The sequence below is a fragment of the Photobacterium chitinilyticum genome, assembly GCF_004104355.1.
Taxonomy (GTDB): domain Bacteria; phylum Pseudomonadota; class Gammaproteobacteria; order Enterobacterales; family Vibrionaceae; genus Photobacterium; species Photobacterium chitinilyticum.
Map to the genome: position 1 here is coordinate 187,501 of NZ_RJLM01000004.1, position 18,377 is coordinate 205,877.

At 48.2% G+C, this 18,377-nt stretch carries 12 protein-coding genes and 2 tRNA genes; 11 read left to right on the forward strand and 3 right to left on the reverse strand.

What is annotated here, in order from left to right:
* Nucleotides 1-12: 12 nt before the first annotated feature.
* Complete coding sequence (gene mscM, locus EDI28_RS11940) at nt 13-3,309, reverse strand: miniconductance mechanosensitive channel MscM (RefSeq protein WP_128784106.1); 3,297 nt, start codon at nt 3,307-3,309, stop codon at nt 13-15.
* A 221-nt stretch (nt 3,310-3,530) separates the two neighbouring features.
* Here mscM and EDI28_RS11945 point away from each other — a divergent pair.
* The 3 genes from EDI28_RS11945 to EDI28_RS11955 all read left to right on the forward strand — a co-directional run bounded on the left by EDI28_RS11945 (nt 3,531) and on the right by EDI28_RS11955 (nt 5,874).
* Nucleotides 3,531-3,618 (forward strand) — tRNA-Ser (locus EDI28_RS11945).
* A 24-nt stretch (nt 3,619-3,642) separates the two neighbouring features.
* Nucleotides 3,643-3,733: transfer RNA gene (locus EDI28_RS11950), tRNA-Ser, on the forward strand.
* A 506-nt stretch (nt 3,734-4,239) separates the two neighbouring features.
* Complete coding sequence (locus tag EDI28_RS11955; RefSeq protein ID WP_128784107.1) at nt 4,240-5,874, forward strand: methyl-accepting chemotaxis protein; 1,635 nt, start codon at nt 4,240-4,242, stop codon at nt 5,872-5,874.
* 88 nt (nt 5,875-5,962) lie between these two features.
* Here EDI28_RS11955 and EDI28_RS11960 read toward each other — a convergent pair whose 3' ends face one another.
* Nucleotides 5,963-7,333 carry an FAD-binding oxidoreductase gene (locus tag EDI28_RS11960; RefSeq protein WP_128784108.1) on the reverse strand — a complete coding sequence of 457 codons (1,371 nt, stop codon included), beginning with the start codon at nt 7,331-7,333 and terminating at the stop codon, nt 5,963-5,965.
* Between the two features lie 276 nt (nt 7,334-7,609).
* Here EDI28_RS11960 and EDI28_RS11965 point away from each other — a divergent pair, with 276 nt between their 5' ends.
* From EDI28_RS11965 to EDI28_RS11975, 3 genes are read left to right on the forward strand one after another with little or no spacing between them, the layout of a single operon-like run.
* Entirely contained in the window at nt 7,610-8,059 is a 450-nt protein-coding gene (locus EDI28_RS11965) for a hemerythrin domain-containing protein (protein ID WP_128784109.1), read from the forward strand.
* Between the two features lie 17 nt (nt 8,060-8,076).
* Complete coding sequence (locus EDI28_RS11970; protein ID WP_128784110.1) at nt 8,077-8,355, forward strand: DUF2249 domain-containing protein; 279 nt, start codon at nt 8,077-8,079, stop codon at nt 8,353-8,355.
* Nucleotides 8,336-9,622 carry a hypothetical protein gene (locus EDI28_RS11975; RefSeq protein ID WP_128784111.1) on the forward strand — a complete coding sequence of 429 codons (1,287 nt, stop codon included), beginning with the start codon at nt 8,336-8,338 and terminating at the stop codon, nt 9,620-9,622. Before EDI28_RS11970 ends, EDI28_RS11975 begins: the two co-directional genes overlap by 20 nt.
* 39 nt (nt 9,623-9,661) lie before the next feature.
* Here EDI28_RS11975 and EDI28_RS11980 read toward each other — a convergent pair whose 3' ends face one another.
* Nucleotides 9,662-12,388 carry a nitrate reductase gene (locus EDI28_RS11980; protein ID WP_128784112.1) on the reverse strand — a complete coding sequence of 909 codons (2,727 nt, stop codon included), beginning with the start codon at nt 12,386-12,388 and terminating at the stop codon, nt 9,662-9,664.
* A 122-nt stretch (nt 12,389-12,510) separates the two neighbouring features.
* Here EDI28_RS11980 and EDI28_RS26945 point away from each other — a divergent pair, with 122 nt between their 5' ends.
* From EDI28_RS26945 to EDI28_RS12000, 5 genes are all read left to right on the forward strand, one after another.
* Nucleotides 12,511-12,675: a hypothetical protein gene (locus EDI28_RS26945; protein ID WP_164918538.1), complete on the forward strand. Its 165-nt coding sequence runs from the start codon at nt 12,511-12,513 to the stop codon at nt 12,673-12,675.
* Between the two features lie 184 nt (nt 12,676-12,859).
* Nucleotides 12,860-13,690: a uroporphyrinogen-III C-methyltransferase gene (gene cobA, locus EDI28_RS11985; protein ID WP_128784333.1), complete on the forward strand. Its 831-nt coding sequence runs from the start codon at nt 12,860-12,862 to the stop codon at nt 13,688-13,690.
* Between the two features lie 26 nt (nt 13,691-13,716).
* Nucleotides 13,717-16,269: a nitrite reductase large subunit NirB gene (nirB, locus tag EDI28_RS11990; protein WP_128784113.1), complete on the forward strand. Its 2,553-nt coding sequence runs from the start codon at nt 13,717-13,719 to the stop codon at nt 16,267-16,269.
* A gap of 12 nt (nt 16,270-16,281) precedes the next feature.
* Nucleotides 16,282-16,608, forward strand: a complete 327-nt coding sequence (nirD, locus tag EDI28_RS11995) for a nitrite reductase small subunit NirD (protein WP_128784114.1) — start codon at nt 16,282-16,284, stop codon at nt 16,606-16,608.
* 293 nt (nt 16,609-16,901) lie between these two features.
* The gene (locus EDI28_RS12000; protein WP_128784115.1) at nt 16,902-18,377 is read left to right on the forward strand and encodes a NarK family nitrate/nitrite MFS transporter; all 1,476 of its coding nucleotides are present in this window, start codon (nt 16,902-16,904) and stop codon (nt 18,375-18,377) included.

Sequence of the window (18,377 nt, forward strand, 5' to 3'; positions counted from 1 at the left end):
TCTGTCGAGATGTTAACGGCAGAGTGGATGGGCCTGTTTGTCCTTGATCGTGACTTCCAGCTGTGGATGGGCAATGCTGATATTGTGCCGGATAAACTTGGTTTTTATCCGGTTGTGTAGGTCATGGGTTAAACTCAGTCGGTGGGCAGTTTCTGCCGCATAGGCCCGGACTTCAAAGTTTTGGCTATCGGCGGTCAGGGTCAGGAAAAAGACCTCGGGAGCCGGGTTATCCAATACCAGTTCGCATTCTTCTGCCGCTTCGAATAGTAGCTTGGTCACAAGTTCGCTGTCAGCAAGGTATTTGACGCTGATAGAAATCGTTACTCGGGTAATAGGATCGGATAGCGACCAGTTAATAAACTGCTCGGTGACGAATGCCTTGTTTGGCACTATGACTTCCTTGCGGTCCCAGTCCACAATTGTTGTAGCCCGTGTTTTGATGACTGCCACTACACCGGTTAACTGGCGGATAGTGACGGTATCACCGATACGGATCGGTTTTTCGAATAAGATTATGAGCCCTGAAATGAAGTTGGCAAAGATCTCCTGCATGCCAAAGCCCAGCCCTACCCCGAGAGCGGCAACCAGCCATTGCATTTTTGACCAGTCAAAGCCAATCAGCCCCGAGCCAATGATGATCCCCAGAAATATCGCGATATAGCGTGTTAATGAGGTAATGGCGTAGCCTGTACCCGGAGAGAGAGCTAAATGTTGCAGAACCAGCAGCTCCATCGCGCCCGGCATGTCACGGGCGATAATGGCGGTAAGCCAGAAGGCTAAGATAGCAAGCAATAGGCTTTTCAGTGAGATAGCACTGAGCTCATCGATACCATCAATCGTATTGGTAACGTCCCACAGAGTCACATCTTCAAGAAAGGTAATTGCCTGATAAAAATCTGACCAGACAACTGCCACAATGGAGAGATAGATCAGTAACAGTAGCGAACGCAGTAGGCGCAGCGATTGAGCACTGATTTTTTCTAAATCGACTTCGGGTTCTTCGATCTCAATCTGCATCTCGCTTCTGCTGAAGCTATCTTCTTTCTCTTCTTCCATTTCTGCTAATCGTTGAGCCAGAATCTCTTGTCGTTTGGCTTTGGCTCGGTCAAAGGCCAGACGCCTTTTTTGCAGTAGCATCAGGCGTTTTGTCAGGTAGTAAATAAGTAGGGTGATAACCCCCAGAACTGCTGAGACCTCCAGTTTCTCCATAACGGATTGTGACGAGGTCAGGTAGCCTTTAAGCGCTGTGTAGTTGAGAGCCTGGGGCATGATGATTAACGTCCACCAAAATAGGTTGTGGCCAATGTGTGCTTTGCCCTCAGGTATATCACCATAGGTCATGGGAATCTTTTCGTGATATAGCCGCCATAGGAAGAAGCTCACAGCCAGATTGCTGATGATAAAGGCAAGTCGGCCGAGAGTGGCACTGACATCAATATCGCTGTAGAGGTTGGCAAAATCCTGTACCACCATCATCGGCAGGTAGATCCACAACAGTTGCCGATAGTGGGCGAAAGAGTGGTGAACCAAATCAGGATCCCAGTCAAAGTGGCTGATGAACAGGCCATTGGTTCGGACAAGCTCTCGCATGAAGCAAAATACGGCCAGCGCCATGGGGACGGCTAGTGCTTGGCCTAGATGGTGTACAAACGGGTATTGCCAGGCGGCACTGAGCAAGACGCCAATGAGGCCAACGATAAAAGGAAATGGCCAGGCAAGTATGAAAGAAGCGCAGACGTTGAAAGTACTGAAACGAAATTTATCTTGTGTCACCTTACCAATCATCTGGCTGGTGGTCATGAGGTATTTTTTCCAGTGTTTCCTTGCCCAGATGAGTAAAATGATGATGATGGCAAGAAAACTCATCACGAAAATTAGTGTGGCAGTGTCTACAACAGCAGGAATTTTTATCAGATTGACCCACTGAAAAGGCGAGAAAAACCATTTTAGTTTTTCCCAGGTATTAGCGATAAGACCGAAGCTGAATGGGTTGGCGTTTGGCGCCCAGAATAGCCGCTTGGTAGCCTGACTTTTCAAGTCGTTCAGGTTGGTATTGAGATTTTCGTAGGCGACTTTTAATGTCGCCTGCTGATAAATAAGGGTATCAGAATTGTCGAGTAACCTATCCAGTAGGGTGAGGTTAGATTCGATGAGTTCCTGTTCTTTTTTTTGTTGCTCGGGTGTTAACGCCTTGGTCCGCGGTCGTTGGGCTAGTTCTTTTAGCGAATCATACTGCTGCTTGTATTCGTATTTCTTAATTTGGTTCTGGGCTATGTCCTTATCGAGTGCCTCGATTGGTGGATTGGCCGGTAGCCGATTTATCCGGGTTTGGAGGTTTTCGCTAAAGGCTGGGCTGAGCTTTAACCATTCAGCCATCGTTTCTAGGTCATCAGCCGTCTTGTTCACGATGTCTGTTTGTTCGGTGACTGTTTGTTGTTGCTGTTGCACCTGTTCGGCTTTGTCAGAGAGATTGGCAAGAACGCTGGTATAGCGCTTGTTTTCTTGCAGCAGACGTTTTAGGGACTTAGGTTGGTCGTCAAGCTCTTGCGGTAACTCCTCGTTACTTTTGGTGGATTGGGGGGGATTGACCCGCATAACACGGCTAAGTTTTCGCTGCAGGTTGTTGCGGTAGGCCTGACGAGCCTCGATCTCAAGGTTGCTGAGCTGGATACGCTGTTTGGCCAGGGTTCGTCGGTTTCCCGCACTGAGCTGCTTGGCCTCGAGTGTGTATAGCTGGCTGACATAATACTGATGGGCGATCTCCAAGATTAGAAGTGCATCATCATTATCCGTTTGCTGCTGCTCATGTTTGAGCAGGTTTTCCGTTTTTTTGACCTTTCCCCGCAACTGTTCAGACAGGTAAGAGAATTCATCGATACCTTGCTCGATAGCTTGTAGGTCGTTTTTATTATTACTGCGTGTTTGCTCGAGCTGTTCAAGTCTATTATCTTGCTCAGCTATCTCTAGCGTCAGTTCGTCTTGCTTCCAGTCGGTGAAGTCTGGAAATTCGGTAGACGAAAAAGCGGTGATTTGAGCAGCAAGATCTTCAGTCTGTTCACTAAAATTGGTGACCAACTCACGGTATTGTCGGGTTTGTCGGTGAAATTCAACCGTTTTTTCTAACTGGTTTTTTGCCAGAGTGAAGGAATCAAGTGCCTTGATAACCTCGGGGGTTTGGCTTTGCTGCTGAAGCGCGTCTATTTTTTTATCAAGTAGCAGCCGTCGAGACTCATTCTCTTCAGAGGCTCCGATGGCTCTCCCCGTCGTGAAAATGAGTAGCAAAAGTAGGAGTGAAAGCCATATTCTCATCACTGATCCCTGTTGTTGGTGAGAAACAGCAAAGCAGGACGCTGCTCTAATGTGATTCTTTGAAGTGTAGCAGTGAATAAAAACAATCGATTGGGCCAAGAATGGTACGATTCGGACTATTCATCATCAGTCGTGAATAATTTCAATAAAATTACTTGACCCTAACGCGTTCAGCCATTACATTAGCCGCCGTTGAGACGCACAGCGTCGAACAACAATGTGGTGAGGTGTCCGAGTGGCTGAAGGAGCACGCCTGGAAAGTGTGTATACGGCAACGTATCGAGGGTTCGAATCCCTCCCTCACCGCCATCATCTTTTAAGGTGAAAAAATTTGGAGAGATGGCTGAGTGGTTGAAAGCACCGGTCTTGAAAACCGGCATACGTTTGTAGCGTATCTAGGGTTCAAATCCCTATCTCTCCGCCACATTCGAAAGGCTCGCAGAAATGCGAGCCTTTTTTCGTTTTTCATCGTTTATGAAAATTGAGTGTGATGGTGCCCAAGGCAATAGCCTGAACTTTTTGAGTAACAATATTTGTTTTCTACTGAAATTTCGAAATGAAGTTTTCTATTTATATAAATAGAAGAATTATGAATAGCGACACATTCTGTTAATGCTTGTTTTTTATAATAGACGTTATTATTAATGCGTATTCTTGATAAGAACGCGTTATAGGTTAATTATAACGGGATTATTATTATATATAACAAGTATGAGCTCATTATTTAATGGCTGTTATATTTTTCTATTCTTTATAAATGTTTGTTAAACCTTTAATTCGTTGCGGGTGATGTTCGTACAGTTCTCTTATTGTACGTATGTTCTATCATTTCAACTTTTACAGTAGGCTTTATCTGTTCTGGTACTGAAGTATCCTCACTTCTATTTTAATAAACTCACAACAATAAATATAGAAGGTTAAACTTTAATAATGATTTATAAAAACTTATCTGTAGGAAAGAAAATTGCGGTTGTTTTTGCCGCCATTGCTCTAATTATTATTGCATTCGGTGTGTTTTTGATGAGTGAGCTGAAATTGGTTCGTGAGGGAACCGTTAACTTTACGGATTCGACGCTACCTAGTGTATTGTCGGTTGAAGCGTTGAAGTATGAAGTAGCGAGTAATCGAACGACTCAGTTTTTTACATTGACACATCGTAATGACGTCGCAGAAATGAAAAGCACTCTTCAACGGACTCAGAGGGATAGTCAGCGTATTGAAGGAATGTTGGATAGTTATGAAGCCACGGTAGCATCTGATCACGAGCGTCAAATTTTTATGCGGGTTAGTAATGCCTGGGGGCGCTATGCTGATGCCATTAATGTTTTTGAGTCAGCTGTCGAAATCAATGACTTTGTTAAAGCTGAAAAAGTACTGATTAATACATATAGTCAGTTTAATGAGTTGATGATTGCTCTTGATGGCTTGCGAGACCTTAATCTTGATTTTGTGGCGAATAATCGCACCGACATGCTTGCAAGTATAGCTCGTGTTATTACTCTGACTTTCTCTTGTATTTTTGGTTTGTTGATTTTTATGGCAATAATGAACGTGTTCCTGACCCGACAGATCTGTTTGCCTCTTAACTTGGTGATGACGCTTTCTGGTGAAATTGCATCGGGTAATTTAACGCACTACTTGAAGCGAGATGAAATTGGCAATGATGAACTGGGGATGCTGGCTGATTCCTGTGTCAAGATGCAGGATAACTTACGAGGACTTGTGGAGGAAATTGTTGCAGCGGTTACCCAGTTGAGTACGGCCGTTGAGGAAGTGAGTGCTGTTTCAGAACAGTCTTCGCAAGGGATGAAGCAACAGCAAGATGAAATCACTATGGTTGCGACTGCGATGGATCAGATGAAAGCGACCGTTGCTGATGTTGCTAGTAATACTGAAGTGGCATCTGTCTCTGCAACATCGGCGAACGATGAAGCCAAGTTAGGCAGTAAAGATGTACAGCAAAATATAAAATCGATTTTGCAAGTCTCGCAGGAGATCGAGAATGCTGGTGTATTGGTTGATCAACTTGAAAAAGAGTCAACTAATATCAGCATGGTCGTTGACGTTATCCGCGGTATTGCTGAACAAACAAATCTGTTGGCACTGAATGCGGCCATTGAGGCTGCGCGTGCAGGAGAACAAGGGCGAGGCTTTGCTGTTGTGGCTGATGAGGTTCGTACTTTGGCTGGGCGTACCCAAGATTCGACGAGTGAAATAGTGGCCATCATTGATAAACTGCAACAGAGTGCTAGCGAGGCTAAAGAAGCTACGAGTGGAAGTTGCAGCATGATCCAGGAGTGCGTTACTCAAAGTTACACTACTGGTGAAACGATTCAGACTATCGAACAGACGGTTGCACAAATTGCTGATATGAGCCATCAGATTGCCAGTGCGTGCAGTGAGCAGGACTCGGTAACGGAAGAACTAGGCCGCAATATTGAAAGTATCCACCAGTCATCAACTGAGGTGGCTGTTGGTGCAAATCAAACAGCGAAGGCAAGTGTTGAGTTAAGTCAATTAGCTGCCAATTTACAGTCTATGATGAGCCGATTCCGCGTGTCTTAATGATGTTTTAAGTCTCTCTTGTGAGAGTGGTAAAGCCCCGGATTATGCTTTTTGGCAGAAATGGCGGGGCTTTTTTGTCTCGGTTCGCTTATGGCTTAATGTTTTGGTTCAGGTGGAAGAGGTTGTCGGGATCGTATTGTCGTTTGATCTCTACCAGGCGTTGGTAGTTGGTATCGTAGGCGGCTGATACGCGATCGCCTTCCTCGGCGGTCATGAAGTTGACATAGGCGCCAGAAGAGGCGAACGGGGTGGTGGCTTTGAAAAATGCTCGGGCCCAGCTAATCGCCTTTTCATCTTCTGACTGATGTTCCCAGCGGGCATGAACGTTGAGAACAAACTTGGCATCGCGGCTGCTGTAGGCCATAGCACTGGCTGGTACTCTGTTCGATGCACCTGCTAGCTGGCCGATGAAGATCTCGCATTGCGAGGTTGGCAGCTTGCCTGCGAAGTTGATCAATTGATCCAGCGCATCGTCGCATAATTCACTGAAGTTGTGTGATTTCCAGTAGTTGCGCTGTCCTGCTGTTAGCAGGGGGTCGAAGGCCTGTTGCCAGTCGGAATAGGGCTGGGCACCTATGTGTTCGCCGTGAGCATTGCCAAAATCACGCAGGGGAGCGATCAGCTTTTCCCCTTCCTTGATATCACCAACGTAAAAAATTGCTAGAACAATCACTTCTTTGCCGTGGACTGCCTCGGGCAGGAAAGGCAAGGGCGGAGCCTGGCGCATCACTACCCAGACGTTCAAATCTTCGGGAGCACTTTTGGTAAACTTGCGATACTGAGTCAGAACCTGTTTGGCCTGCTCGAAAGGAAATACCATAAGACCTGCGAGGATCTCAGGGCCGACGGGATGGAGCCGGAACTCAAATTCTGTAATCACCCCAAAATTGCCACCGCCACCGCGAATGGCCCAGAACAGATCAGGGTTTTCGGTTTCGGAAGCGGTTAACTGGCTTCCGTCGGCGGTGACTACCTGTGCCGAGATCAGGTTGTCGATGGTCATGCCATATTTGCGAGTCAGCCAGCCAAATCCGCCGCCGAGGGTGAGCCCTGCAATGCCTGTGGTGGAGTTGATACCAACAGGAGTCGCTAGGCCATGCTGTTGCACTGCGGCGTCAAAATCACCCAGGGTTGTGCCGGGTTCGACATAGGCTCGCCGTTTCTCAGGATCGACCCGGACATGGTTCATCTTTGAGAAGTCGATCATCAGGCCATTGTCGCAAATGGCGCTTCCGGCAATGTTATGGCCGGCGCCGCGGACTGTTATCTCTAGGTTGTTGTCCCGAGCATAGGTGAGGGCCACAGGTACATCCGATGCATTGGCACACTCGACGATAACTGCCGGGCGGCGATCAATCATTGCGTTCCAGATCTGTCGGGTTTCATCGTAGCTGGGATCGCCGGGGACGATCACCCGGCCTTGGACTAGATTGCTGAGCTGTTCGTTGAGGTGATTCATGTTGACTTCTTCCCTTCTGGTGTTGCCACACTATTGTCTACATCAGTCAAAACTGTAGCATTATTCGGAGAAATTGCTTCTGAGACGGAGAATCAACTGTCTAGCTGCCAGAACGACTAGATGAGCCCACAACCTCAAGCCAATACTGATATTGATCAACCTTGTATAACGCCACCATAAAAGATGACTTTAATATACACCTTTTGTGGTGTAGGATCGCCTATAAGTTAAAACACTACTTTTTGTAGTTCTATACCATTACGACGCGAGGTGCATATGGCTCACATCAATACTTATATGACTCAACATCACAGAAGTTGTGATCACCTGCTAGTTGAGGCAGAAGGCCCTCTAGCTGAAGGTAACTGGACCGAATTTAGCCATGCGTGGAGTCGCTTCGAAGCTGAAACCTTGCATCATTTTGACTTGGAAGAAGAAATCTTGTTCCCTGAGTTTGAAGCCAAAACGGGGATGACTTCTGGCCCGACGATGGTGATGCGCCAAGAGCACGCCCAGGTTCGAGCCCTTTTCAGTCAGATGCAGCAAGCCATTAGCGAGCAGGCCACAGAACGCGCAATGGGGATTGTGGAAAGCACAATGCTACTTATCCAACAGCATAATATGAAAGAAGAACAGATCCTTTATCCTATGTCGGATGCCCACTTGGCAAACGGACAGGATATTGTTGCTCAAATGGAAGCAAAGCCAAACGCCACCTTATCGTAACTGAGGAAGCAGATTTTATGGATTCTATAGTCACTTTGGATGTCAGTGATCTTGAGCCTCCTCAGCCTATGCATAAGATCTGCCAGACGCTCACCACCTTGCAGCCAGGCCAGCTGCTGCACGTTGAGCACAGGCGTAAACCCGTTCCTCTGTTTGCCATTCTTGCCCAACAGCAATTTGATTATCGTCATTCCGAAGTGAGTGCAGGCAAGCACTATATTTGGGTTTGGCGTCAAGGCGATAAGCAGGCTTATGACAGCTTGATGAGACACTTCGATGAGACTGACTGGACTTAACTTCGACGAGATCCCGCGGCTGGATGTGCCACTGCGTTTTTACCTGACAGCACCGTTTTTTGCTGTGGTAGTTTCACTGTTGCTGATTTGGCAGGGTGACTATATATGGCTGGGACGCTGGATGCCGGCTTCCTTGGCGATCACTCATCTTGTTGCGATCGGAATGATGGCAATGATAATGATCGGCTCGCTATTCCAAATCATGCCTGTTTTATGTGGGGCCCCGATTAAAATTCCACCTTTGCCTTTGATCTTGATGCAGGCGGGCCTAATTTTCGGAACGTTAGCCTTAAGCGCCGGCTTTTTTGGTTGGCCAACCTTTGGCGGGAGTTTCCTATTATTAGCGCTGAGTCTTGGTTACTTTATTGTTTCATTGCTGAGGGTGTTGATCTTTAAGGCGGCCGGTCAACAGACGCGTATGCCCATTATGTTGGCTGCTATTGCTTTAGGCTTTGTATTACTGGCGGGATTGCTGCTGCTGGCGGGTTATCTTTGGGGGTATTATCCGGTCCCGGGCAAAAATCTGACCCACCTTCATGCGGGCACTGGCATCTTTGGCTGGGTGTTGCTGCTGATCATGGCCGTCAGCTTTCAGGTGATCCCGATGTTTCATGTCACGCCTGAATTTCCCCGCTATTGGCGTATTGCTTTGCCTGTAATGCTGGTTATCGGCTTAGTTTCTATCGTTGTGGCAACTCTGGTTCAGGTTAGTTTTTATTTCAGCAGCGCGCTGATTGCCGGTGTCGGTATCTTGTATTCAATTATTGGGTTGAGTCGGCTTCGAGCTCGGAAACGTAAACTTCCTGATGTTGTGGTCAGTTACTGGCAATGGGCGTATTCCTGCCTGATCCTTGGTTGTCTGTTGATGATTGCCATGCCGATAATACCGCTCCCGTTGCAGGGAAAGGCAGAAGTATTTATTGCACTTACGATCGGCATGGGGTTTGTTCTTGGTGTGATCCAGGGAATGTTGCTGAAGATAGTTCCGTTCTTGATCAGCTTGCACCTTCAGCCTATTGCCATGGCTAACCCAAATGCGATGATGCTATTGCCTGATCATTACAGTCTGATCAGCCGGAAGCAGATGAAAATCCAGTTTTGGTTATATCTGCTTGGCATGGTGAGTATCGTTGTTTCACTTTGTTACCCGCCTGCAACGGCCAGTATCGGTCTGGTGATGCTGCTAAATTGGTTGTGGATTGGCTATAATATCCTTACTGCCAGCAGTATGTTCTATAACGTCCGTAAGCAAATGCTTGCGAGTTAAGTTCCTCTTTTGGGCTGGCTGGTACGGTTGAATCTTAAATTAACCTGACGAAACCAGCATCTGTTCATCTAACAGGTGTTGGATTTCTGATACGCAACTTCCGCATCCTGTCCCGGCTTGCGTAGAGGCACTGATCTCTGTTACTGATGTTAAGTCATGCGCCTTTATTGCCTGGCAAATTGTATTTTTCCCCACTTGCTTACAGGCACATATCGTTTTTCCTGCAGCCAATCTGCCTTCTGCTCGTCCCGAAATGAGACTACGCTCTGTGGTTACATCAATGGGTTCGACCAGTAATTGATTTAGCCAAGTGACATCTTGTTGCTGCAGGTTCGTTGCTATCAGGTAGCAGCTTCGCAGACGTTGCTGCTGAATATTGGCATAGCGGTAAAGTCCGCTTTCTGCGCTATTAAAGCTGAGCTCTCGGCCATTTTCATACTGACAATACCGGGCTAGGTTCGGCATCAATTGCTCTGGTGGCAACGTGCTGGCGATACGGTATAAATATCCGTTGCTGACTTTCTGCCGGACCCAGTAGTCAAACTCAGCCATATCTTGGGGGCTACTGGATAACAACATCGCCTCGCTTTGGTAGGCTTGTGGCGCGACAGATACGGGTGTGAACTTAAATTCCGGCTGGCCCGACAGCGTGTCGGTATCCGGATTGATCAGGCTGCAAACTTTACCTGCACTGGATGTGGTGTTGTTCCAGTGGATTGGGATAAATAACTCTCCTGGCTTCACGTCTGTGGTGATATTGACCCTGACGGCTGCTTGTCCATATTGACTGGTAATCACTGCAATTAGGTTATCGTCGAGATTATTACGTTTGGCGTCTTCGGGATGTATCGATACATAAGGTTCCGGACTGTGCTCGCTAAGCCGCGCAGAGAGGCCCGTTCTGGTCATGGTGTGCCACTGATCGCGAATACGTCCGGTATTGAGCACCAGCGGATAGGCATGACTTGTTTGACTTGCTGGCGGTTGATATCGAACCGCAATAAACTGGGCTTTGCCTGAAGGGGTAGCAAAAACGCCGTCTGAGAACAGGCGTTGGTGCTGGTTCCGTGTCTGCTGCAGTTCTTTGTGGTGACTCTGTGTAGTCTGCTTTGTGATAGGCCATTGCTGTGGGCTGAGCTGTTGGTATTGCTCGGTCGTTAAATCAGACAGCCCGGAAAGATCAAGAGGGCGTCGAGTCGTAGCATGGTTCCCCAGCCCTGTCATCTTGCTGTACTCTAAGAAGATCTCGGCTTCATGGTGATAGCGGAATGCATCGCCAAACCCCATTTTTTTTGCGACTTCGCAGATGATCCACCAGTCGGGTTTCCCTTCTCCGGGAGTTGGCAATAGCCGTCGCTGACGGGAGATACGACGCTCCGAGTTGGTGACCGTACCGGACTTTTCACTCCAGCCTTGTGCAGGGAGTAACACATTGGCATGACGGGTGGTGTCGGTATCGGCGATACAGTCCGACACTACCACCAGCGGGCATTTTTGCAGTGCCCGGTTGATCTTGTCGCTATCAGGCAGGCTAACTGCAGGGTTAGTGGCCATCACCCAGACTGCTTTGATCTTGCCGCTGTCGATGGCATCAAACATGTCGATAGCCTTTAGGCCCGGTGTGTCCGATAGGGTATTGGTTTGCCAGAACTCGCTGATTAGTTGGTGGTGTTCATCGTTGCCAAACTCCATATGAGCAGCCAGGGTGTTGGCGAGCCCGCCGACCTCTCGTCCCCCCATGGCATTGGGTTGACCGGTGACTGAAAAGGGGCCGCTTCCTGTTTTGCCGATACGTCCGGTTGCCAGGTGGCAGTTGAGCAGGCTGTTTACTTTATCACTGCCGTGTACCGACTGGTTAACGCCTTGCGAGTAGACGGTGACTACCTTCTCGGTATTGGCAAAGCTCTGATAAAAGGCCGTGAGCTGTTGTACTGATAATCCGGTAATGCGTGAGAGTATCTCGGCATTATCGGCGTCATTATCGGTATCATGGCAGGCACTGGCTAATGCGAGATCAAACCCTTCGGTATGATCTGCAATGTAGTCATGATCGAGCTTTCCATGCTTGGCAAGATATGCCAGCAGGCCGTTGAACAGTGCGACATCGCTGCCTGGATGAATCGCAAGGTGAAGATCGGCGATTTCGCAACTGCTGGTGGTGCGGGGGTCGATGACGATAACCTTTAGATCCGGCCGTTCGGTTTTTGCGCTCTTAATTCGCTGAAACAGCACCGGATGACACCATGCAAGGTTGGATCCGGTGAGAACAATCATATCGGCCATGTCCAGATCCTGATAGCACCCGGGAACACAGTCAGCACCAAAGGCCCGCTTGTGTCCGGCAACACTCGATGACATGCAGAGGCGCGAATTCGTATCAATATTGCTGCCACCGATGAAGCCTTTCATCAGTTTGTTGGCAACATAGTAATCTTCAGTTAGCAGTTGGCCGGAGACATAAAAAGCCACTGCCTCCGCGCCATGCTCGCGGATGATTGCACCAAACTGATCGGCGACATAACTCAGAGCCTGATCCCAGTGGCAGTCATTTCCGTTAATTGACGGCATCAGCAGGCGTCCCTGATGGGTGACAGTATCACCCAGTGCCAACCCTTTGGAGCAGAGCCGACCATAATTGGCTGGGTGATCAGTATCACCGCGGACTTCGAGTCGTCCGTCAGGTGTTGGTTTTGCCTCTATGCCACAACCTACACCGCAATATGCGCAGGTACTCTTTATCCATCTATTGCTATTTGTCGTGCCCAAAGCATCCCTCCTGAGCCCAGTAAGCTGTCGTTATTTCTATCTACTCATGTCTTTCTACTTATGAATAAGGCAATAACTAAGCCAGTTTCGTTTCTATAAGCGGAGAAAAAGGGAAATAAAGAATGATTAGATGGAAATCAGCCATCTGGCTGGAATATGTCTCTATTTATACCTCTAAAGTAGTATTTGGTGTGGTGTTTGATATCGATAATTGTGAGGTGGCGATGCATTATTCTGGTGTGTGGTGCACTAAAAATGTGCGAAACACCAGAGTGGTCACTATGTGAATTCATTGTTCTCGACGTCGAAACGTTCTGATTGTTGGCTTTTTTATTATATAAATCATTCGGATATTGAATTTGTCCTCATAGAGGGAGCAGCAGTGGCACTTTCCTTGCTCTGACGATAACAGAGCAAATAAAGGCGTACACGGAAGGTACGTAAGGATGAGAGATGTCACAAATACCAACGATTGCCAATAAGACGACAGAGATTGTTACTTTCACTTCTGTAGCCGTCAATGAACCCAAGCAATCTGGCCGTGTGAGCCTGGTTGGAGCAGGTCCCGGTGATCCTGATTTACTGACAGTCAAAGCATTGCGGGTGATCCAGCAGGCTGATGTGATTGTGTATGACCGTTTGGTAAGCAAGGAGATTTGCCAGCTATTCCCCCCTTCAACACCGACGGTTTATGTCGGCAAAGCGAAAGATCATCACAGTGTTCCCCAGCAGGATATTAATGAACTGTTGGTCACCAAAGCGAAGCAAGGATTAAATATCTGTCGCCTGAAAGGTGGGGATGCCTTTGTGTTCGGCCGCGGCGGCGAAGAAATGCTGGAACTTCGGCAGGCAGGAGTTGAAGTGGATCTGGTCCCCGGTATTACTGCGGCAGCAGGATGTACGAGTTATGCCGGGATCCCGCTTACCCACCGTGGCCTGTCGCAGGGATGTACATTTGTGACGGCTCATGCCGAGAAAGATCTGAATATCTGCTGGCAGTCGCTGGCCCAGCTTGACCATACCTTGGTGTTTTATATGGGACTGACCAAAGCCGGGATGATTTCAAATGGCCTAACCCAGGCAGGCCTGTGCGCTCATACGCCTGTTGCGCTGATAGAAAATGGCTGCTGTCCGCAGCAACGGGTGATCTGTGGTGAGCTGCATCAGCTGGAAGGATTGGTCTTGAAGCAGCAAGTGAAATCGCCGGCATTGATAGTGGTCGGCAAGGTGGTGGCATTGGCCGAGCAACTGCAGTGGTTCACAGCAATGGCCAGCCAGCAGGCGAGCAGATTGTCAGCTTAAAGAATTAGAAACAGTGAGGATGTTATATGAGTAAGCAGCGTATTGTGGTAGTTGGCAATGGAATGGTTGGCCATAAGTTTATTGATGATCTGGTGCAACGTGACGAGAACGAACAGTTTGAGGTTATCACCTTCTCCGAAGAGCCAAGACTTGCCTATGACCGGGTGCAGCTCAGTAAATATTTTTCCGGGACAACGGCTCAAGAGTTGGCACTGACGGATGAGAACTATTATCAGGATCACGGTGTCAGTTATGTCCTGAATGAAAAAGTGACAGCCATAGATAGTACTGAGCGTCAGGTGATAACAGCCAGCGGTAGGGTGGAAAGTTATGACAAGCTGGTACTGGCAACGGGGTCATACCCGTTTGTCCCGCCGATCCCCGGGAATGACCAGCCGCATTGCCATGTGTATCGAACCATTGAAGATTTAGAGGCCATTGAAACATCCGGTCAGCAAAGTGAGGTGGGTGTGGTTGTCGGTGGTGGGTTGCTGGGGCTGGAGGCCGCCAATGCGTTGCAAAGCATAGGACTTAAGACCCATGTTGTTGAGTTCGCGCCGAGACTAATGGCGGTACAGCTTGATAACGGGGGCGGAAAACTGCTTGAACGAAAAATTACGGAGCTGGGGGTCGAGGTACACACTGAAAAAGCCACCTCGGAAATTGTTGCCGGCGAGACCTGCCGCTACCGGATGAACTTTGCTGATGGTAGCTATCTCGAGACAGATATGATTGTGTTTTCGGCAGGGATCCGACCGCAAGACGAGCTGGCTCGCCAGGGGGGACTGGAGCTTGGTGAGCGTGGAGGTATCGTCATTGATGATAGCTGCCAGACCAGCGCTGCTGATATTTATGCTATTGGTGAATGTGCTCTGTGGCAAGGACGGATTTTTGGTTTGGTCGCTCCGGGTTATCAGATGGCGAAGGTTGTCGCTTCGCAACTGTGTGATGAACAGGAGAGTGGTAGTCAGAGGGTTTTCACCGGTGCTGATATGAGCACTAAATTAAAACTTCTAGGTGTTGATGTGGCCAGTATCGGTGATGCCCACGGTAATACGCCGGGCGCGCAGTCCTATACTTTTAACGACGAGATTGAGCAGGTCTACAAGCGGCTGATTGTTTCTCAGGACGGCCAGAAAATCCTCGGTGCTGTGTTGGTCGGCGAGGTGGACGCATACAGTAACTTGCTGCAAATGAAGCTCAATGACATGCCACTGCCGGAAAATCCCGCCGTGCTGTTGTTGCCAACGGTTGGTGAAGACGGTGTTGGCAATGCAATGGGCGTGGATGCTCTGCCGGATAGTGCCCAGATCTGTTCCTGCTTTGATGTCACCAAGGCTGATATCAAACAGGCGGTAGCGGCCGGGTGTACTGATATGGCTAACCTAAAGGGAAGCACCAAGGCATCGACGGGTTGTGGCGGGTGTTCGGCACTGGCCAAGCAGGTGCTTGATGCTGAGCTTGCCAGCCTGGGATTTGAGGTTAATAACCATCTTTGCGAGCACTTTGCCTATTCGCGTCAGGAGCTGGCAGATATTGTTCGGGTTAAGCAAATCAAGAGCTTTGATCGATTATTGGATGATTACGGTCAGGGCTTGGGTTGCGATGTCTGCAAGCCGACGGTGGGCTCTATATTGGCCTCTTTCTGGAATGACTATGTTCTGGAGGAGCAGCATATTGGCCTGCAGGACACCAATGATATTTTCCTCGGCAATATGCAAAAAGACGGCACTTACTCGGTCGTACCCCGAGTGGCGGGTGGCGAGATCACCCCGGACAAACTGATTGTTCTGGGGGAGGTTGCCAAGGCGTTTAACCTCTATACCAAGATCACTGGCGGACAGCGAGTGGACCTCTTCGGGGCACAGCTACACGAGCTGCCTGTTATTTGGCAACAGCTTATTGATGCTGGTTTTGAAACCGGCCATGCCTACGGTAAATCGGTGCGGACGGTCAAGTCGTGCGTCGGGAGTACCTGGTGTCGGTATGGTGTGAAGGACAGCGTTGGGTTTGCGATAGATTTGGAGGATCGCTACAAGGGATTACGTGCGCCCCATAAGCTGAAGTTTGCGGTATCAGGTTGTACCCGTGAGTGCGCCGAAGCGCAGTCAAAAGACATTGGGGTGATTGCAACAGAGAACGGTTGGAACCTCTATGTATGCGGTAATGGCGGTATGCGTCCGCGTCATGCTGATTTGTTTGCTGCTGATTTAGATGACAAAACGCTGATAGCCTATATCGATCGCATATTGATGTTCTACATCCGAACTGCCGATCGTCTTCAGCGCACGTCGGTATGGCTCGAAAATCTCGAAGGGGGCCTGAAATACCTGCAAAAAGTGGTTATTGAAGATAAGTTAGACATCGCCAACGAGTTGGAAAGCGAGATGGCGCATAACCTCAGCCAATATCAATGTGAGTGGAAGACGACGCTGGCTTCACCGGAGAAATTGAAGCGTTTTCAGCATTTTGTGAATAGCTCCGAGCCAGACGGCAAACTGAGTTATGTGACGGAGAGAGGGCAGCGCCGGCCAAGGTTTAAGTCTGAACGAATTGAAATTGTAGATGTAACGGAATAGGAGCGGTTAGTTATGGAACAGTGGCAAACTATCTGTAAGCAAAGCGACTTGGTAAAAAATACTGGAGTGTGTGCATTGATAGACAAGGAGCAAGTGGCTGTTTTTTACTGTGGTAGGAGCCAGTCAGTCTACGCTTTGTCAAACTACGATCCTATTGGTGAGGCCAACGTGATATCCAGGGGGATCATCGGTTGTGTCGACGGCGATGTGGTGGTGGCTTCTCCGCTGTATAAACAGCATTTTAGCTTAACGACTGGTGAGTGCCTTGAAGATCCTGAGTATAGTCTGAAAACGTATCCGGTCCGAGTGGCACAAGGCGAAATTCAGCTACAGATTTAGTCGCTATTTTGGATGAGATAAATAGAAATGGAGCCTGATGGCTCCATTTTCAGTTTTATTGATTGTTGGCGTTATTTTTACTGGGTTGTAGCGAATTGGGAAACAATAAAACCATATTAAAATGAGATTATTTGTAGCTAGATGGTGCAAGCATGCACTATTTAAAGGAATAGAGTGTGTCAAAAGTAATTTTTCCTTAGTTTTTGGTTTTATTTTGTTGTTTTTAAAGGTTTTGTATGGATGGCATGATAACTGCAGATAACTTACCAGAGAGTCAATAAGGGAATTAAACAATGACAGATACAGGTAAGTTCAACATATTCTCCATGACTGGCAAAATGAAAATCCTTCATTACAGCTGGTTTGCCTTTTTTATTACATTTATGGTGTGGTTTAACTTTGCACCCTTGCTTCAGGCGGTGAAAGAATCACTTGGCCTGACGACCGCAGAGGTTAAGACCCTGTTGATACTGAATGTTGCCTTTACGATCCCGGCACGGGTTATTATTGGCATGCTGACCGATAAATACGGCCCTCGGGTAGTCTACTCGGCTTTATTGGCTATCTGCTCAATTCCTTGTTTTGCGTTTGCCTTTGCAGAGACCTTTGTTCAAGCGGCTATAGCCCGTTTCGCATTAGGGTTTATCGGGGCTGGCTTTGTGGTCGGCATCCGGTTGGTTTCGGAATGGTTTCCGCATAATGAGCTAGGAACCGCTGAGGGGATATACGGTGGCTGGGGTAACTTTGGATCTGCAGCTGCTGCCTTTACGTTGCCGACTGTGGCTGTGATGTTCGGTGGTGAAGATGGCTGGCGCTATGCAATGGCGATCACAGGTGCAATGAGTTTGATTTTCTCCTATTTCTTCTATGTCAATGTGGCTGATACGCCGAAGGGAGCAACCTACTTCAAGCCAAAGAATTTGGGAGCAATGGAAGTAACCTCAAAAGGCGACTTTTATTTGTTACTGCTGATGAAACTGCCAATGTACGGTGCATTGGCACTGCTGGCCTGGAAACTGTCGCCAAGTGGTGTATCCATGCTCAGTTCCGCTATGGTTACTGGCATGTATGTCATGCTTGTGGCTATTTATTGCTATGAGGTGAGCCAGGTCTGGAAAGTGAATAAGACGATATTCAAAGAGCCTGTTCCTGAAATTCACCAATATAAGTTTAAGCAGGTTGCGGTCTTGAATGTGCTTTACTTTGCGACTTTTGGCTCAGAGCTGGCTGTCGTGTCAATGTTGCCGCTCTTTTTTTCTGACACCTTTGAACTGACACCGGTAATTGCGGGAATGGTGGCATCGGCCTATGCGTTTATGAATTTGATGTCTCGTCCTGGCGGTGGCTGGATTTCTGATCGATTTGGCCGCAAGCCGACATTGTTGATTCTGACTGCTGGCTTAGCTGCCGGTTATTTCCTTATGGGACAAGTGGATTCGAGCTGGCCGGTATGGCTGGCTGTGGCTGCGGCAATGGCATGCTCGTTTTTTGTTCAGGCTGGCGAAGGAGCGGTTTTTGCGACGGTTCCTTTGATTAAACGTCGCATGACTGGGCAGATAGCCGGTATGACAGGTGCCTACGGTAACGTCGGTGCTGTCTGTTACCTGACCATTCTGTCTCTGGTGGACTACAGTACCTTCTTCTATGTGATAGCGGCTACGGCAGTGCTCGGTTTTGTCACGTTGTTGATGATGGAAGAGCCATCCGGTCAGATAGCAGAAGTGAATGATGATGGCAGCGTGACGATGATTGATGTGGCGAAAAGCTAG

What these genes read in the sequence shown, in the direction of transcription:
- mscM (WP_128784106.1), bottom strand. Translation starts at nt 3,309, where the DNA reads ATGAGAATATGGCTTTCACTCCTACTTTTGCTACTCATTTTCACGACG.
- EDI28_RS11955 (WP_128784107.1), top strand. Translation starts at nt 4,240, where the DNA reads ATGATTTATAAAAACTTATCTGTAGGAAAGAAAATTGCGGTTGTTTTT.
- EDI28_RS11960 (WP_128784108.1), bottom strand. Translation starts at nt 7,333, where the DNA reads ATGAATCACCTCAACGAACAGCTCAGCAATCTAGTCCAAGGCCGGGTG.
- EDI28_RS11965 (WP_128784109.1), top strand. Translation starts at nt 7,610, where the DNA reads ATGGCTCACATCAATACTTATATGACTCAACATCACAGAAGTTGTGAT.
- EDI28_RS11970 (WP_128784110.1), top strand. Translation starts at nt 8,077, where the DNA reads ATGGATTCTATAGTCACTTTGGATGTCAGTGATCTTGAGCCTCCTCAG.
- EDI28_RS11975 (WP_128784111.1), top strand. Translation starts at nt 8,336, where the DNA reads ATGAGACTGACTGGACTTAACTTCGACGAGATCCCGCGGCTGGATGTG.
- EDI28_RS26945 (WP_164918538.1), top strand. Translation starts at nt 12,511, where the DNA reads ATGATTAGATGGAAATCAGCCATCTGGCTGGAATATGTCTCTATTTAT.
- nirB (WP_128784113.1), top strand. Translation starts at nt 13,717, where the DNA reads ATGAGTAAGCAGCGTATTGTGGTAGTTGGCAATGGAATGGTTGGCCAT.
- nirD (WP_128784114.1), top strand. Translation starts at nt 16,282, where the DNA reads ATGGAACAGTGGCAAACTATCTGTAAGCAAAGCGACTTGGTAAAAAAT.
- EDI28_RS12000 (WP_128784115.1), top strand. Translation starts at nt 16,902, where the DNA reads ATGACAGATACAGGTAAGTTCAACATATTCTCCATGACTGGCAAAATG.